Origin of the sequence: Pseudomonas sivasensis (genome assembly GCF_013778505.1) — a bacterium.
In the GTDB taxonomy this organism is placed as follows: Bacteria; Pseudomonadota; Gammaproteobacteria; order Pseudomonadales; family Pseudomonadaceae; genus Aquipseudomonas; species Aquipseudomonas sivasensis.
This window is the reverse complement of sequence record NZ_JAAOWU010000013.1, coordinates 101,575-118,249: the sequence shown is the minus strand read 5'-3', so window position 1 is coordinate 118,249 and position 16,675 is coordinate 101,575. Positions and strand designations below refer to the sequence as shown.

The following is a 16,675-nucleotide window of genomic DNA, read 5'->3' as shown; positions in this document are numbered from 1 at the left end:
CCACAAACACCGCAAATCAAGATGTGGGAGGGGGCTTGCCCCCGATAGCCGTGTTTCAGTCTAAGCATCTGTAACTGATCCACCGCTATCGGGGGCAAGCTCCCTCCCACATGGGTTCACCTTCTACAGCAGGGGCTGCAGTGTCAGTTAGACCGAATGACGTGCTTTATCTCCTGAAACGCCGCTAACCCCCAAGGCCCCAGCTCGCGTCCGATGCTGCTCTGCTTGTAACCCCCCCACGCCGTCTGCGGGAAGATCACCTGCGGCGCGTTGATCCATACCAGTCCGGCCTGCAGGGCATTCGCAACCCGCTCGGCGCTCTCAACATCGGTGCCCACCACACTGGCCACCAGGCCGAAATCGCTGTCGTTGGCCAGGGCAATCGCCTCATCTTCAGTTGCGAAACTTCGTACACACAGCACCGGGCCGAAGATTTCCTCGTTCCATAACGCACTGTCCAACGGCACAGCGGTAAACACGGTCGGGCGGATGAAATAACCCCTGGCCAGATCCGCCGGACGTTCACCGCCACACAGCAACCGCGCGCCGTCCTCGATGCCTCGCTGGATATGCCCCACTACCCGCTGATACTGCGCACGGTTGATCAGCGCGCCCATTTCCACGTCCTCGGCAAACGGGTCAGCCACGCGAATCCCTTCAGCCCGCGCCCGCAAGCGTTGCAGGAATTCGTCCGCCAAGGTGTCGGCCACCAGGACGCGGCTGGTGGCAGAACACATCTGCCCGGCGTTGAAAAATCCACCGCCGCAGGCCAGTTCCACGGCCAAGTCGAGGTCAGCATCTGCCAGCACCAGCAACGAAGATTTGCCGCCCAGTTCCAGACTGACGCCCTTGATGGTTTCGGCGGCGCGTTGCATCACCTGCACGCCCACCGCATTACTGCCAGTAAAGGAGATTTTCGCCACACGACGGTCCGCTGCCAGCGGTGCACCGACCGCCAGGCCCGTGCCGCAGACCAGGTTGAACACGCCTGCGGGCAGCCCGGATTCGGCGATGATTCGCGCCAATTGCAGCTCTGCCAGGGGCGTGACTTCCGACGGCTTGAGCACCACGCAGCAACCGGCGGCGAGGGCGGGGGCGAGTTTCCAGGCGGTGGTCACCATGGGGAAATTCCACGGCACGATCAGCCCCACTACGCCACACGGCTCGCGGCGCAGGCGAGCGCTGAACTCATCGCTGGGCAGTGCCACCGGCCGGTCTTGCCCGGCGTCCAGGTCCTCGGCAACACCTGCGTAGTACTCGAAGGTGGCGATCACGTCGTCCACATCGATGCCCGCCTCAAACAGCGGTTTGCCGTTGTTGCTCGACTGCAGGTGCATTAAGGCTTCGCGCTGTTCGCGTACGCCTTGGGCGATTTTGCGTAATAGGGCGCCGCGCTCACGGCCGGTGCTTTTTGACCAGCCGGCAAACGCCCGGCTGGCGGCATCCACTGCCTGGGTCACGGCAGCCATGTCCCCTACGCTGACCTGGGCCAAGCGGGATTCGGTCGCCGGGTTGATCACCTCCAGCACGTCGTGGCCAGCACGCCATTCGCCGTCGATATACACACCGTTCAATACTGCGTTCATACCGCGACCTCCTTCATCCAAAGCTCTTGGTCAATTTCAATCAGCGTCGGCCCCTGTCGATCAGAGGCGGCCAGCAATGCGTTGCGTAACGGCTCGATGCCCTCGATGCGTTCAGCCGCGCAGCCCAGCGCCTTGGCCACGCCGACAAAATCCGGTGTGTAGATGTCCACGCCGACCGGTTCGATGGCGCGGTTGACCATGTATTTCTTGATCTCCTCGTAGCCCTGGTTATTCCACAGCAACACGACGATCGGCGTGCGTGCCTCCACCGCGCTGGCCAGTTCCGGCAGGCTGAATTGCAGTCCGCCGTCACCGATCAGGCACACCACCGGTTGCCCATCGCCGCGCCCCAGCCAGGCGCCGATCGCGGCGGGCAAGGCGTAGCCCAAGGTGCCGTAGCCGGTAGAGGAGTTGAACCAGCGGCGTGGGTGGTCGAGGTTGAGGGTGAGGTTGCCGCTGTACACCGGTTGTGTGGAGTCGCCCACCATGACGGCGCCGGGCAATGTCTCCAGGATCGTACTGAGGAACAGGGTTTGCGCACGGGTGGCGGCGTCCCAGGATAGGGCCAATTCTGCCCACAAACGCGCGACGCGTTGGCTGCCCCAGTCGGTGTTGCGCAGGGGTAACTCCTTGCTGTCCAACTCGGCCAGCACGGCTTCGGTGGCGATCTGCGCATCGGCTACTAAGGCGACGTGAGGTGTGTAGTTGCGCACGGTCTGGTCCGGGTCGATGTCGATGCGCAGCAGTGCGCCGGGAATTTCAAACCCGCCCGCGAAGGTCACGTCGTAATCGGTTTCCGCAAGTTCTGTGCCGATGGCCAGCACCACATCGGCTTCGGCGACTAATGCGCGGGTGGCGACCAAGGTCTGGGTGGAGCCGATCAGCAACGGGTGCGCGGCGGGCAGCATGCCTTTGGCGTTGATGGTCAGCGCCACTGGCGCACCGAGGGTTTCGGCGAGGCGGGTCAGCGCGGGCGCGGCATCGATGGCGCCGCCGCCGGCGAGAATCAACGGGCGCTTGGCGCACGCCAGCAACTGAGTCATCTGCTTGATCGCCGAGGGTGCGGCACCGGCGCGCGCGACGCTGATCGGCTTGCTGCCCAGCAGTGCGTCGGCGTTTTCCACCAGCACATCCAGCGGGATCTCGATATGCACCGGCCGCGGACGGCCGGCCTGGAACAGTGCAAATGCCCGTGCCAGCACCCCGGGCAACTGCGCCGCCGACATCAAGGTATGGGAGAACGCCGCCACGCCCGCGATCATCGCGCTCTGGTTCGGCAGTTCATGCAACTTGCCGCGCCCGCCGCCCAACTGGCTGCGTGATTGCACGCTGGAAATCACCAACATCGGGATCGAGTCGGCATAGGCCTGGCCCATGGCCGTGGTGATGTTGGTCATGCCTGGGCCGGTGATGATGAAACACACGCCGGGCTTGCCGCTGGTGCGTGCGTAACCGTCCGCCATAAACCCGGCCCCTTGCTCGTGGCGTGGGGTGACGTGACGGATGCTGGAACGGGCCAGGCCGCGGTACAACTCCACGGTGTGCACGCCGGGGATGCCAAACACCTGTTCAACGCCATAGTCTTCCAGGAGCTTCACCAACACTTCGCCGCAGGTCGCCATACAAGTCGCTCTTGTTATTGATTCGAGGCGGTATTGGAACGGCTGGCCCGTAGCGGCAACAATCGATAAAAAGTCATACTAGCCATGTCCTCACGTCATGGCTGAGCCCGATGAAACGTCTTCCACCACTGCCCGCGCTGCACACTTTCTGGGTCACGGCCCAGTGCTGCAACTTTACCCGCGCCGCCGAGCAACTGCACATCACTCAGGGTGCGGTGAGCCGGCAGATTGCCGGGTTGGAAAGTCACTTGGGTTACGCGCTGTTCCAACGCCAGGCACGGGGCTTGAGCCTGACCGAAGAGGGGCGCGAGTGGTCAGTGCGTGCGCAGCAGGTATTTGGTTTGCTCGGTGATGCGGTGGAGCAGATCGGCAGTCGCCGCCAGACCCTGCAACTCAAGGCCTCCACCTGTGTGATGCGCTGGTTGCTGCCGCGCTTGATGCAGTGGCAAAAGGAGCGCCCGGACGTGCCGGTGGAGCTCACCACCACTGTGGCTTACACCGTGGACTTTCGCCGCGAGCAGTTTGACGCAGCGGTGATCTACGCACCCATTGCCGAACAATCAGCCGAGGCGCGGCATTTGTTCGATGAGCAACTTACGCCCGTTTGCGCGCCGGGGTTATCGGATGCCTTGCACACGCCGCAAGACTTGCAGCACCAGGTGCTGCTGCATCCCACGCGGGATGAACGGGACTGGGCGTTATGGTTGAAGGCTGCTAACACGCGCTTGAGCAATTTGAGCCAGGGCCATCATTTCGAAACGCTGGACTTGGCGATGACGGTGGCCTCCCAGGGTTCCGGGGTGGCGATAGGCGACAGTGCGTTGATTGGCGAGGATGTGAAGGCGGGGCGGTTGGTGATGCCGTATGAACTTCGGGTACAGACGGGGATGGGGTATTACCTGGTGTATCCACCGGGGACGACGCCGTCGACCGGGCTCGAAGCTCTAATGGATTGGTTAGTCAGCCAGGCACAATCTCCAGAACACTGAAGGGCAAATGTGGGAGGGAGCAAGCCCCCTCCCACAAATGTCAGTAACCGACGGTGAAACGCTGGCGCGAGTGCTTCGGTGTTTCCACTTCGTCAATCATCGCGATGGCATAGTCGGCAAAGCTGATCGAGCTTGTACCTTCGCTGCTTACCAGCAAATCATCCTGGCCCAGGCGGAATTTACCGGTGCGCTCGGTGCCATCGAACAGAGCCGATGGCGACAGGAAAGTCCAATCCAGTTCTTGTTCCTGACGCAGGGTTTCAAGGAATTCAGCTCCTGCGCTGGCCTCTGCCTTGTACTCAGCAGGGAAACCTTCGCTGTCGATCACGCGACCGCCACCCGGCAGCAACAGCGAACCCGCACCGCCCACCACCAGCAAGCGTTTGACACCGGCCTTTTTCACCGGCCCGATCACGGCGCTGGCGGGCAGGGTGGCGAAGTGCGCGGCACTGATCACCACGTCGTTGCCGCTGATGGCCTGTTGCAGGGCATCGGCGTCCAACGCGTCCACTTGTTTGACAGTGACGTTCGGGCGCGCTGCCAGTTTGTCGGTGTTACGCGCAATGGCGGTCACGCTGTGCCCACGACGCAACGCTTCTTCCAGCAATTGGCTGCCGGCACGGCCCGTAGCCCCAATGATTGCGATCTTGCTCATGACGTTCTCCAGTGCGGTTAAGGTTTGAGAGTTTTCACCACTTCATTTCGCCCTTGGCGACTTTTGCGCTCAGTTCCAGGGAGCTTTCGTCCGCCAGGGTGGGGTAACGCTTTTTCATGGCCGCGATGAGGGCGGCGGAGTCTTTGGCCTTGGCGGTTTCTACGTCGAAGGCCTTGATGTAGTCGGCGGTAAAGGTGACCGACGCCACGGACGGCGTACCCAGGTAGTGACCCGGAATCACGGTACGCGGTTTCAGGTTTTCGATGCGTTGCAGGGTGGCCAGCCAGTCTTTGTGGGATTGCGCGCCCTGGGTATCTGCCATCCACACATGGATGTTTTGGGCAACCACGACGCCACCGACCACCGCCTTGATCGACGGGATCCACACAAAGCTGCGATCCGGCTGCGGGCCGTCCAGGCCGATAACGTCCAACTGTTTCCCTTCAAGGGTCAGGCTATGGCCTTGCAGCACCTGGGGCACGATGGTTTTAGCCGGTTTGTCGGCGCCCATTTTCGGGCCCCAGAACTCAAGTTTGCCGGCCACGGTGGCGTTGATGTGGTCGACCACCGGTTGCGGAGCCAGCACCTTGGCGTCCGGGAACGCGGCCGTCAGGGTGTCGAGGCCAAAGTAGTAATCCGGATCGCCATGGCTGATGTAAATGGTGGTCAGGTGTTTGCCGCTGGCGCGGATCTTTTGCACCAGTTGCTCGGCCTGGCCCTTGCCGAATTGCGCGTCCACCAGGATCGCGTCTTTGGCGCCGCTGACCAGCACCGAGGTCACCGGGAAGATCGCCGCTTCGCCAGGGTTGTACACGTCGAGGGTCAAGTCGGCCGCCGAGGCATGGGCGGCAAAGGCCAGGGCGGCGGTGGCTAGGGTCATGCGCTTGAGGGTTGAAAGCATTGGGCAGCTCCAGCAATCGGTTCAAAGGATGCACAGAGCTTAGTTGCACTAAACGAGACTAAAAATGCGATGCTGGAACATAGTTTGTTTCTGAAATCGGGCAAATCATGGATCGTCTTCAAGCAATGCGCGTGTTTGTCACCGTGGTGGACCTGGGCAGCCAGTCCGCCGCCGCGGACCATCTGGACCTGTCGCGGCCGGTCGTATCGCGTTACCTCGCCGAGTTGGAAGACTGGGTCGGCGCGCGCCTGCTGCACCGCACCACGCGCAAACTTAGTCTTACGGCGGCGGGCGGTGAGACGTTGCCGCGCTGCCGCCAATTGCTGGAGTTGTGCGGCGACATGCAGGCCGCCGTCAGTGAGCCCGATGACGCGCCCCGTGGCCTGCTGCGCCTGAGTGTCAGCACCTCGTTCGGCCAGGCGCAATTGGCCGAGGCGATTGCCGAGTACGTCAAACGCTACCCTTTGGTCACGGTCGACCTGCAAATGCTCGATCGCACGGTGAATCTGGTGGACGAGCGCATCGACCTGGCCATCCGCACCAGCAATGACCTGGACCCGAACCTGATCGCACGGCGCCTGACCGTCTGTCGCTCGGTGGTCTGCGCCACCCCCGCGTATCTACGCGAGCATCCGGCCCCACAAAAAGTCGAAGACCTGGCCCGGCACAACTGCCTGACCCACTCGTACTTCGGCAAAAGCCTGTGGCATTTCGAAGAAAGTGGCGAGCACGTGTCGGTGCCGGTGCACGGCAATATCACCGCCAACGAGGCGAGCACGCTGCTACGCCTGACGCTGGCCGGCGCTGGGGTGGCGATGTTGCCCAGCTACCAGGCCGGCGATCACATCCGACGTGGTGAACTGGTGCGCCTACTGCCCCGCGCCGAACCCCGGCAGATGAACATCTACGCGGTCTACGCCTCACGCAAACACATGCCGTCGGCGTTGCGCAGCCTGCTGGATTTTCTGGTGGTGAGGTTCCCTGAAGAGCCGGCGTGGGACATCGGTCTCTGAGGCGACATAACCCTGTTGAATGTCGTCCAATAATGGCAACTCGCCCTGACTGGCCTATGCTTTAAACAGCGTCATGTAGATCCGTCCAGAGGTCTCTGTCATGAGCATAAAAACCAGAAAGTACCTGATGATTTTCACTCTCTGCGCCTTGGCCAGCGCACTGTACGGGACTGCCGCCTACCGTGTGGAGCAGACCCGTATGCAGCCGACCTTTGCGATCAGCTGCAACCAGGACCAATGTGTCCCCCACACCGGCAGTTTCAGTGCGCTCAGGTAGTGGTCGATTCGGCCTTGAGTTGCTCGCGAAACGCCTTGGGTGAGAATCCGACCCGGCGGCGAAACAGCCGGGAAAAGTTAGTCGGGTCGGAAAACCCCAACACTTCCGACATTTCATTGATGGTCATGCTGGTGTAAGTCAGCAGGCGCTTGGCTTCCAGCAACTGGCGGTCATGCATGATCTGCAGGGCGGGCTGGCCACCGAGTTCCCGACATGTCCCATTCAGATGTGAGACCGAGATACCCAGCTTGTGGGCCAGATCCTCAATCTTTGGGTGCTCACGGTAGTGCTGTTCGACCAATTGGGTAAACCGCCGGAAATACTCGCGGCCTCTTGGCGCGCGCGGATGGCAACGCTGGATGGCCTGACGGCTGATCCACACCAGCAGCACGCTGACCAGGGCGTGCATCATCATGTCCCGGGCCGGTTGCTCTTCTGCATATTCGTCCTGCAGGCGGGCGAATTGGCTATTGAGGTAGTCACTGTCCTTGCCCGCCGGGTAACTGCCCAGGGTCTGCAAACCGCCGGCCGTTGCGCCCAGTTGGGCCTGCAAGTGGCTCACGAGTGGCGCCGAGAGTGTCACTACATAACCTTCGACATCTTCGGCAAAGCGAAACCCATGCACGCACAACGGCGGCAATATCTGCAGCGTGGCTTCGTTGAGCGTGGTGCGCTGACCTTCTATTTCCAGTTGAGCCTGGCCTTTGTGCACGTACAACAACTGGCACAGATCCGCGTGCCGGTGGGGCTGGATTTCCCACTGGTATTCCCGGCTGCGGCGGGAAATGGTTTCGCAGTGCAACAAATCGGGGGTCGGCCATTGCTGGTTTTCCCCGTAAAGCTTGAAGACCGGAATCGCGGTGTTGGTCATGGTTTCAATCCGATACTCAGGACGGTTGTGCGGTAATCGCCCAAATTGGCAAAAAGCGCAGGGTTTGTCGCAGTTTTCACCTTCTTATGCCAAGCACTCAAGTGAAAAATGTCAGCCACAAGACCAATGACAACTCTTTCACTCAATCCGTTCGAGTGGAACTTGCGGGCCATAAAAATAATGAAAACGCTGAAAACCCAAGTCGCCATTATCGGCGCCGGTCCTTCCGGACTGTTGCTCGGCCAACTGCTGCATAACGCCGGCATCGAGACCTTTATTCTAGAGCGCCAGAGCGCTGACTACGTGCAAGGACGCATCCGCGCCGGGGTGCTGGAGCAAGGCATGGTCGACCTGCTGCGCCAAGCCGGCGTTAGCCAACGCATGGATGCCGAAGGCCTGGTACATGATGGCTTCGAGCTCGCGCTCGACGGACATCTCACCCATATCGACCTGAAGGCGCTGACCGGCGGCCAATCGGTGATGATCTACGGCCAGACCGAAGTCACCCGCGACCTGATGGCCGCCCGCGCGGCTGCCGGCGCGGTTACGCTCTACGACGCGCGTGACGTGCAGCCCCATGATCTCAAAAGTGATCGACCCTGGCTGACCTTCGAACACCAGGGCGAGGCGTTCCGTCTGGAATGCGACTACATCGCCGGCTGTGATGGCTTCCACGGCGTGGCGCGTCAGTCGATCCCCGCTGAATCACTGAAAATCTTCGAGCGCGTGTACCCCTTTGGTTGGCTGGGCATTCTCGCCGACACCCCGCCGGTGCACGACGAACTGGTGTACGCCAAACACCCCCGCGGCTTTGCGCTGTGCAGCATGCGATCGCCGACCCGCAGCCGCTATTACCTGCAAGTGCCGGCTGAAGAACCGTTGGATGAATGGTCGGACGCACGCTTTTGGGCTGAGCTGAAAACCCGCCTGCCCAGCAGCCTGGCCGAGCAGTTGGTCACCGGGCCGTCGATTGAAAAGAGCATCGCGCCGTTGCGCAGTTTTGTGGCTGAACCGATGCAGTACGGGCGTCTGTTCCTGCTGGGTGACGCTGCGCATATCGTGCCGCCCACCGGCGCCAAGGGCCTGAACCTGGCGGCCAGTGATGTGAGTACGCTATTTAGGATCATGCTCAAGGTGTATCGCGAGGGGCGCGTGGATTTGTTGGAGCGCTATTCCGCCATCTGCCTGCGCCGGGTGTGGAAGGCCGAACGGTTTTCCTGGTGGATGACCTCGATGCTGCATCAATTCCCGGAGGCGGACGGCTTCAGCCAGCGCATTGCCCAGAGCGAACTGGAGTACTTCATCCACTCCGAAGCCGGGCGCAAAACCATCGCGGAAAATTACGTCGGGCTTCCTTACGAGGCTATCGAATAGCCTGCTATCGTATTGAGCATTGCCGTGGGCCGACTTTTCCCACGGGCCTTGCTTGAAGGTTCTGTCGTGACTCAGCTCAATCAGCCCGCGCCACCGCTTCCCGCGGTGCGCAGTATTCTCGCCTCGTTGATGATGGCGATCTTCCTCGGCGCACTGGACCAGACCATTGTCGCCGTGTCCATGCCCGCTATCTCCGCGCGGTTCCACGACGTCAACCTGCTGGCCTGGGTGATCTCCGGCTACATGGTGGCAATGACAGTGGCGGTGCCGATCTACGGCAAGCTCGGCGACCTGTATGGGCGCCGGCCGATGATGCTGATCGGCATGGGCTTGTTCACCGTGGCGTCGCTGTTTTGCGGCATGGCGCAAAGCATGGAGCAGTTGGTGCTGGCACGGGTGCTCCAGGGGATTGGCGCTGGCGGCATGATCTCGGTGAGCCAAGCGATCATCGGCGACATTATTCCGCCCCGTGAACGTGGGCGTTATCAAGGCTATTTCAGCAGCATGTACGCAGTGGCCAGCGTGGCCGGTCCGGTGTTGGGCGGCTACATGACCGAGTACCTGTCGTGGCGTTGGGTATTCCTGATCAACCTGCCGCTGGGCGCCGGTGCCTGGTACTTGGCCCATCGCACCCTGGTGGGGCTGCCTGTGCCGCAGCGCAAGCCGATCATCGATTACCTCGGCACCGTGTTGATGATCGTTGGCCTGACCGCCCTGTTGCTGGGTATCACCGAAATTGGTCAGGGTCATCATTGGCTTGACAGTGGGGTGCTGGGGCTGCTGGCCTGCGCGCTGGTGGCATTGGCGTTGTTCGTGTGGCACGAGCGCCGTGCGCGGGAGCCGTTGCTGCCGATGCACTTGTTCGCCAACCGCAGCGCGGTGCTGTGTTGGTGCACGGTGTTCTTCACCAGCTTCCAGGCGATTTCCCTGACGGTGCTGATGCCCCTGCGCTTTCAGACCGTGACCGGAGGCGGGGCCGACAGTGCCGCCTTGCACTTGTTGCCACTGGCCATCGGCTTGCCCATCGGCGCGTATTCCGCAGGGCGCATGACCTCGGTGACCGGACGTTATAAACCGATGATCCTTGGCGGCGCACTGTTAAGCCCGCTGGCGATCCTGGGCATGGCCTTCAGCGCGCCCCAGGACGTAGTGCTTACCGGCGTGTTCATGTTGTTGTGCGGGATCGCCGGCGGGATGCAATTCCCCACCTCCCTGGTGGGCTCGCAAAACTCGGTGGAACAGCGCGACATCGGCGTCGCCACCAGCACCACCAACCTGTTCCGTTCCCTTGGTGGTGCGGTGGGCGTGGCGTGCATGTCGGCGCTGCTGCTGGCGTTGTTGCAGGATTCGAGCTTCGCTCACTTGGCCAGCGGTTCGCTGGTGGCCGAGGGCAGCTCCGGCAATGTGCTGTTGGATGGCCTGAACGCCGCTCCCGGCCCGGCGCAAGATGCACTGCGCGGGGAGCTGGCGGTGACGTTCCGACATTTGTTGATGGTGAGTGCGGCGGTCTCGTTGCTGGGGTTGGCGGCGGCGATTGCGATGCCTAACCGGGTGCTGCGCGGTCGGGAAGATAAAGTTAAGTAACTGACACGATAGCGATCAAAGTGTGGAAGGGGGCAAGTCGAACCGCCCCTCCCACATTTGACTGCATTCCAGTCCAGATCACGGGCTGTAGTAACCCACCGCAACCATGAAATGCCCGGCCTTGCGCACATAGGCATGCTTGTTCTCAATCTTGTCGGTCACCGGGTTTTTCCAGCGGTACTTGTATTCCCCCTGGTCCTGCTCCGCCATCAACTTGAGGATCGGCTCGCCCACCGGCTTGCCGTCCGGGTCCTTGATCTTGCTGAAGTCAGTGTTGACCAGCCGCAGGTTGGTGCCGTGCGCCACGTAACGTTGGGTGTTCAGGTCCACCACAAACACGTAGAGGTCATCCTGTAGGAAGCCGCCCTGCAATGAGTTGATGGCCTTGAGCGTACCGGGTTCATCCTTGAGCAGCGCGTTGACCGCTTTGTTGCGCAAGGCTCGCGCCTGTTCCGGCGTGGCCCGTGGAAGGTAGTAGCCCACGGCCAGGATGCGATCACCCACCCGCTGATAAAACACATGTTTGCGCTCTACCTTGCCGTCGTTCCAGTTCTGCCAACGGTAATCGGCCTGCTGGATACCCTGGTCTTCAGGCACCTTGAGGGCATCCTTGAATGACTGGCTCAGGTCCGGCCCCAATACCTCGTTAACGTCCCGGCCGATCAACGCGGAGGAGGGGCCGCCACTGGCCAGTAGCACGCCCTTGGTATCGATCACGAACACATAACGGTCCTGGTCGATAAATTCCCCCTGGCGGCTGAACACGGCGAGGGCTTTATCGCCATTGGTCTTGTAGTAAGCCAGGGCTTTTTCCAGCAGGGCCTTGGCCGCCTGGGCGTCCTCATCCTGAGTCGTTTCGGCGTGCACCTGGCTGAAACACAACAGCAGCAGCCAGGTGATGCGGAGCAATCCCTTCATGTTCCGTCCTCGTTCTTATTGATGTGACAAGAGCGTAGTCGGCCTTAGCTCACGGCGCTGCCAACCATTGGTCGACAATGCCCTGGTACACACCGGTCGCGACACTCAGGTGCAACCACTGGTCGACATAGCTTTTCCAGGCCACATCATCGCGGGGCAGCAAAAAGGCCTTTTCGCTGTACTGCATTTGCCGCTCAGGGTTGACTGCGCACAGCCCGGGCTTCTGCTTCTGCTGGTAACGGGCTTCGCTGGCGTCGGTGATCATTACGTCCGCCTTGCCGGCGAGCAGTTCGTCGAAGATGGTCACGTTGTCGTGCAGGCGGATCTGCGCCTGGCCCAGATGGGCGCGGGCAAACACTTCATTGGTACCGCCCGCCGGTTCGATCACGCGCACCTGGGGCTGGTTGATCTGCTCGACGGTCTGGTAGCGCTGTACATCGGCGCAGCGCACCAGCGGGATCTTGCCGTCAACGCCGAGGGACTGGCTGAAAAAGGCTTTTTTCTGACGCTCCAGCGACACCGAAATACCGCCCACGGCGATATCGCAGCGTTGGGCGAGGAAGTCCGGCATCAGGGTTTTCCAGGTAGTGGGCACCCAGGTGATTGTCGCATTGAGGCTCTTGGCCAGGGACTCGGCCATGGCAATGTCGATGCCTTCATAGGTGCCATCTGCGCGCAGCTTGGTGTAGGGCGTGTAGTCGCCGGTCGTGCACACGCTGAGGGTGCCGCGCTGGAGCACGTCGTCGAGGCGTGACGGGGCAGTGTCGGCCAGGGCGCTGGTGGCCAGGCTCGCAAGTACACACAGGGCGAAGGGAGCTTTCATGCGGTCGAGTCCTTGGGGCATGGTCGGGGGCGGTCATTATTTCCAGCCCGGGGCAGGGTGGCAAGGCGTGGCGAATGTTTAGCGTTGGTGTAACCAAACTCCGTCATCCCTGAATTTAATAGCGTATCCAGGCGTGTGAGGCTGCGGGCATCTTCATCACCGTGATTCTCCCATGGACGGTTCCGCCGCCACCCACCTCGCGACACTGCCGTCCATACTGGCGTTCTGGGCGCTGTTCCACTGTCGGCATGCGCGCCCGCCGGATGCCTTTCTCCTACGTTGATCTACCCCATGGATGACGCGGCCCCCTGCGCATCTGCCCGGCAGCGCCTGTGCGCCTGCCTGACGAACACGTATGAGAAACCCAATGAGCGATTTCGCGCGCCTGCAAGAAGCCCAGTCCTTCCTTGAGCAACACCCGGACATAGAGATGTTCGAGCTGTTTATCCTCGACAACAATGGTGTACCCCGCGGCAAGTTGCTGCACCGCGATGAACTGCTGGCGGTGTATGAAAGCGGCCGGCCCCTGCCCAGTACCATCCTCGGCCTGACCATCAATGGCGACGACGTGGAGAACTCCGGTCTGGTCTGGGAGGTGGGAGACATCGACTGCCGCGCCTATCCGGTCAGTGGCAGCCTGCAACCTATGCCGTGGCGGTTGATCCCGACCGCAGCGGTGCAAGTCAGCATGCACCCCACCGAAGGTTTGCCCGCCACCGTGGCCGACCCTCGGCATGTGCTGGCGAAGGTCATCGACGGGCTTAAAGCCGATGGCTATTACCCGGTGATGGCCGCCGAACTGGAGTTCTACTTGCTGGACCAGAAACCCGACAGCCACGGCCGCCCGCAACCGGCGCGGGATGTGGACGGTGGTCGCCCACGCTCGACCCAGGTCTACGGCCTGCGCGAACTGGAGCAGATCGAACCCTTCCTCGCCGACCTGTATAGCGCCTGCAAGCTCCAAGGCATACCGGCGCGCACGGCGATCTCCGAATACGCTCCCGGCCAAGTGGAAATCACTCTGGAACACCGCGCCGACGCCCTGCAAGCCATGGATGAAGCGGTGCGCTACAAGCGTCTGGTCAAGGGCGTGGCACACAAACACGGGATGGCTGCCTGCTTCATGGCCAAGCCCTTCGACGACCTGGCGGGCACCGGCATGCACATGCACGTCAGCCTGGCGGATGCCCAAGGCAATAACCTGTTCGCCAGCGAGGCTGCCGACGGCACGCCGCTGTTGCGCCAGGCCGTGGGTGGCATGCTCAGCACCTTGCTTGATTCGCTGCTGATGTTTTGCCCCAACGCCAACTCCTATCGCCGCTTCCAAACCAACAGCTATGCGCCCCTGGCCGCCACGTGGGGCGTGGACAACCGCACCGTCAGCCTGCGCGTGCCCGGTGGCCCGGCAAATTCCCGGCATATCGAACACCGCATCTGCGGCGCTGACGCCAACCCATACCTTGCCGCTGCTGCGATCTTGGCGGGTATTCATCGCGGGATCCGCGAACAGCGCGACCCGGGCGCACCAGTGGAAGGCAACGGCTACGCCCAGGCCACGGAATTTCTGCCCACCGACTGGCTCACCACCCTGCGCGCGCTGGAAGCTTCAAGCTGGGCGCGCGAGACGTTTGGCAGTGAGTTCCTGGGGGTGTACCTGGCGGTGAAGCGCGCTGAGTATCGGCAGTTCATGGGCGAGGTGGGCGAACAGGATTGGCGTTGGTATCTGCATCAAGCCTGAATGGATTGAAGGGCGTGGAGGCTTCGACCTTTTTTTCACGTTGCGGTGGTTAAGCTGCGAATCAAGGTCGTTCACCACTGTTTAAATCCAATGAGCCCGTGATGTCGCCACAACCACCATCCTCCATCGAGATCGAATACGCAGAGCGCTGTGGCCTTGAGCATGCCAAGGTCTGTGCGGACACGCGCCCACCCGGAATGCTGCGGCGCCTTGCGTCATGGCGCGACGAGTGGTTGGTTCGCCACGCACTCAAGGTTGCCGGCGAACCGGGGCTGATCCTCGACCTGGCCTGCGGCTCGGGACGGTTCTGGCCGGTATTGGCCGAGCATATCAACCGGGTGATCCTTGCCTCGGACAACTCCCAGGACATGCTCGACCATGCGCGCACCCACCATCCGGCGACGCTGCTAAAGCGGATCAAAACCTTTCAGGGTTCGGCGTTTTCCATCGGTTTGTCGGCGAATGCGGTGGACTGCATCTTTTGCCTGGAGTTATTTCGCCATGTGCCCAGCAGCGAAGGACGTCTGGCGTTGCTGCGGGAGTTTCACCGCGTCAGCCGCGATACGGTGATTGTCTCGGTCAATTCGCGAACGGCGGTAGACGACGAGTTTCGTCAGGCTGGTTTCAAGGTCCTTAACCAGCAGGAATTCATGCCAGGCTCCAGCCTGTGGCGCGTCTATGTGCTTCGTAAGAAAGGATAACTCTGGCCTGTAGGGCTATTCTTCATCCCCTGTCTGAGTTTTCATGGTTGCCAGTGCACTGCGGATGCTCGCTAGCCTCTTTCGCGATATATACTGCGCGCCATTCTTCAAGGGAGAGCCGTGTGGCCATCGATATTCACTGGATCTGCGACAACGATAGCCTCGGCCAGCATTGCGCCGAATGGCAGCAGTTGCCATTCGTCGCCCTCGACACCGAATTCATGCGGGTCGACACCTTTTATCCCATTGCCGGGCTGATCCAGATTGGTGATGGCGTACGCGCTTACCTGATCGATCCCCTGACCATCGACAACTGGAAACCCCTCGCCGATCTGCTGGAAAACCCTGCCGTGATCAAGGTGGTGCACGCCTGCAGCGAAGACTTGGAAGTGTTGCTGCGCCTGACTGGCAGCCTGCCAGTGCCGTTGTTCGACACCCAATTGGCCGCCGCTTACCTGAATCTCGGTTTCTCCATGGGCTACTCGCGCCTGGTACAAGCCGTACTCGACATCGAGCTGCCCAAGGGCGAGACCCGCTCGGACTGGCTGCAGCGGCCGTTGTCCGAAACCCAGATCAGCTACGCCGCCGAAGACGCGGTACACCTGGCCGAGGTCTACATTCGCCTGCGCCCGCAGCTATCAGACGATAAATATGCCTGGGTGCTGGAAGATGGCGCCGAACTGGTGGCCAACCTGCGCCGGGAAGTCGACCCGTACGAGGTGTACCGCGACGCCAAGCTGGCGTGGAAACTGTCCCGCGCTCAACTCGCCGTACTGCGTGAACTGTGCGCCTGGCGCGAACAGCAAGCCCGCGCCCGTGACCTGCCGCGCAACCGCATCGTTCGTGAACACTCGTTGTGGCCCCTGGCCAAATCCCAGCCGGATAACCTCGCCGCCCTGGGCAAGATCGAAGACATGCACCCGCGCACCGTGCGTCAGGATGGCCAGTTCCTGCTGGACCTGATCAAACGTGCCGGCAGCGTGCCCGCGGACCAATGGCCGCCGGCTGTGGCTGAACCGCTGCCGGTGGATGCCGCCACGCTGATCAAGCAACTGCGCGCCCTGGGCCAGACATTCGCCGAACGCCTGGAGATGGCGCCGGAACTGATGCTGCGCAAGAAAACCCTCGAAGCCCTGGTTAAAAGTGGCTACCCCGATGGGCCTTATAAATTGCCAGACTCGCTGCGTGGCTGGCGCCGCGAGTTGATGGGCCAGGCGCTGCTCGACAGCCTGGCCACTGCCGGAGAACAGCCTTGAAACGTATTTGTTCCATCTACCGCAGCTTGAAAAAAGACGGCATGTACCTCTACGTGCTCAAGAGCGATGCACTTGAGCGCGTGCCGGAGCCATTGATGGCCGCCTTCGGCAAGCCGCACCACGCCTTCGACATGGTGCTGACACCAGAGCGCAAGCTGTCGCGCGAAGACATCGTCGTGGTCCTGGAAAACCTCGATAAGCAGGGCTACCACCTGCAAATGCCGCCGGCCGAGGACGAGTACATCGAGCACTTGCCCGAAGAGCTGCTGCGTCGTAACGACCCGATGTAATCGGTCAGTGCCCGCTTCAGGGCACAGGTTTCAATGGAATCGTATTAGTGGGCGGTGGCCGTAAGGAAGCGGGCGGC

Annotated in this window: 16 protein-coding genes; 9 read left to right on the top strand and 7 right to left on the bottom strand. The window is 61.6% G+C overall.

What is annotated here, in order from left to right:
• Positions 1-143: 143 nt before the first annotated feature.
• Both G9Q84_RS20395 and G9Q84_RS20390 read right to left on the bottom strand, forming a co-directional pair.
• The gene (locus G9Q84_RS20395; RefSeq protein ID WP_181643989.1) at positions 144-1,586 is read right to left on the bottom strand and encodes an aldehyde dehydrogenase family protein; all 1,443 of its coding nucleotides are present in this window, start codon (positions 1,584-1,586) and stop codon (positions 144-146) included.
• Positions 1,583-3,208: a 5-guanidino-2-oxopentanoate decarboxylase gene (locus G9Q84_RS20390; protein ID WP_181643988.1), complete on the bottom strand. Its 1,626-nt coding sequence runs from the start codon at positions 3,206-3,208 to the stop codon at positions 1,583-1,585. Before G9Q84_RS20390 ends, G9Q84_RS20395 begins: the two co-directional genes overlap by 4 nt.
• Before the next feature lie 110 nt (positions 3,209-3,318).
• Here G9Q84_RS20390 and G9Q84_RS20385 point away from each other — a divergent pair, with 110 nt between their 5' ends.
• Positions 3,319-4,197 (top strand): LysR substrate-binding domain-containing protein, encoded by an 879-nt coding sequence (locus tag G9Q84_RS20385; RefSeq protein ID WP_122752635.1) that lies wholly within the window; start codon positions 3,319-3,321, stop codon positions 4,195-4,197.
• A 40-nt stretch (positions 4,198-4,237) separates the two neighbouring features.
• On the opposite strand, the gene G9Q84_RS20380 is transcribed toward G9Q84_RS20385, so the two are convergent.
• Both G9Q84_RS20380 and G9Q84_RS20375 read right to left on the bottom strand, forming a co-directional pair.
• On the bottom strand, positions 4,238-4,852 hold the full coding sequence (locus G9Q84_RS20380) for an NAD(P)-dependent oxidoreductase (RefSeq protein WP_095184086.1): 615 nt from the start codon (positions 4,850-4,852) through the stop codon (positions 4,238-4,240).
• 34 nt (positions 4,853-4,886) lie between these two features.
• Entirely contained in the window at positions 4,887-5,753 is an 867-nt protein-coding gene (locus tag G9Q84_RS20375; RefSeq protein WP_099601382.1) for an MBL fold metallo-hydrolase, read from the bottom strand.
• Between the two features lie 107 nt (positions 5,754-5,860).
• On the opposite strand from G9Q84_RS20375, the gene G9Q84_RS20370 reads away from it, so the two are divergent.
• Positions 5,861-6,766, top strand: a complete 906-nt coding sequence (locus G9Q84_RS20370) for a LysR family transcriptional regulator (protein WP_099601383.1) — start codon at positions 5,861-5,863, stop codon at positions 6,764-6,766.
• Between the two features lie 100 nt (positions 6,767-6,866).
• Positions 6,867-7,043 (top strand): hypothetical protein, encoded by a 177-nt coding sequence (locus G9Q84_RS20365; protein WP_163033154.1) that lies wholly within the window; start codon positions 6,867-6,869, stop codon positions 7,041-7,043.
• Here G9Q84_RS20365 and G9Q84_RS20360 read toward each other — a convergent pair.
• Complete coding sequence (locus tag G9Q84_RS20360; protein ID WP_032888697.1) at positions 7,036-7,914, bottom strand: helix-turn-helix domain-containing protein; 879 nt, start codon at positions 7,912-7,914, stop codon at positions 7,036-7,038. The two genes, G9Q84_RS20365 and G9Q84_RS20360, sit on opposite strands and share 8 nt — an antisense overlap.
• Positions 7,915-8,103: 189 nt before the next feature.
• Between G9Q84_RS20360 and pobA the strand changes: the two genes are divergently transcribed.
• Positions 8,104-9,288: a 4-hydroxybenzoate 3-monooxygenase gene (gene pobA, locus G9Q84_RS20355; protein WP_178075188.1), complete on the top strand. Its 1,185-nt coding sequence runs from the start codon at positions 8,104-8,106 to the stop codon at positions 9,286-9,288.
• A 66-nt stretch (positions 9,289-9,354) separates the two neighbouring features.
• Positions 9,355-10,872 carry an MDR family MFS transporter gene (locus G9Q84_RS20350; protein WP_181643987.1) on the top strand — a complete coding sequence of 506 codons (1,518 nt, stop codon included), beginning with the start codon at positions 9,355-9,357 and terminating at the stop codon, positions 10,870-10,872.
• Between the two features lie 78 nt (positions 10,873-10,950).
• Here G9Q84_RS20350 and G9Q84_RS20345 read toward each other — a convergent pair whose 3' ends face one another.
• Both G9Q84_RS20345 and G9Q84_RS20340 read right to left on the bottom strand, forming a co-directional pair.
• The gene (locus tag G9Q84_RS20345) at positions 10,951-11,790 is read right to left on the bottom strand and encodes a cache domain-containing protein (RefSeq protein ID WP_032888706.1); all 840 of its coding nucleotides are present in this window, start codon (positions 11,788-11,790) and stop codon (positions 10,951-10,953) included.
• A 49-nt stretch (positions 11,791-11,839) separates the two neighbouring features.
• Positions 11,840-12,613 carry a transporter substrate-binding domain-containing protein gene (locus tag G9Q84_RS20340; RefSeq protein WP_099601386.1) on the bottom strand — a complete coding sequence of 258 codons (774 nt, stop codon included), beginning with the start codon at positions 12,611-12,613 and terminating at the stop codon, positions 11,840-11,842.
• Positions 12,614-12,980: 367 nt separating this feature from the next.
• Between G9Q84_RS20340 and G9Q84_RS20335 the strand changes: the two genes are divergently transcribed.
• The 4 genes from G9Q84_RS20335 (at position 12,981) to G9Q84_RS20320 (ending at position 16,598) form a co-directional block, all read left to right on the top strand.
• Positions 12,981-14,351: a glutamine synthetase family protein gene (locus G9Q84_RS20335; RefSeq protein WP_095184092.1), complete on the top strand. Its 1,371-nt coding sequence runs from the start codon at positions 12,981-12,983 to the stop codon at positions 14,349-14,351.
• 101 nt (positions 14,352-14,452) lie between these two features.
• Entirely contained in the window at positions 14,453-15,052 is a 600-nt protein-coding gene (locus tag G9Q84_RS20330) for a class I SAM-dependent methyltransferase (protein WP_032888714.1), read from the top strand.
• A 122-nt stretch (positions 15,053-15,174) separates the two neighbouring features.
• Positions 15,175-16,308 carry a ribonuclease D gene (gene rnd / locus G9Q84_RS20325; protein WP_095184093.1) on the top strand — a complete coding sequence of 378 codons (1,134 nt, stop codon included), beginning with the start codon at positions 15,175-15,177 and terminating at the stop codon, positions 16,306-16,308.
• Positions 16,305-16,598 (top strand): YcgL domain-containing protein, encoded by a 294-nt coding sequence (locus tag G9Q84_RS20320; RefSeq protein ID WP_065938924.1) that lies wholly within the window; start codon positions 16,305-16,307, stop codon positions 16,596-16,598. Before rnd ends, G9Q84_RS20320 begins: the two co-directional genes overlap by 4 nt.
• Positions 16,599-16,675: the final 77 nt, after the last annotated feature.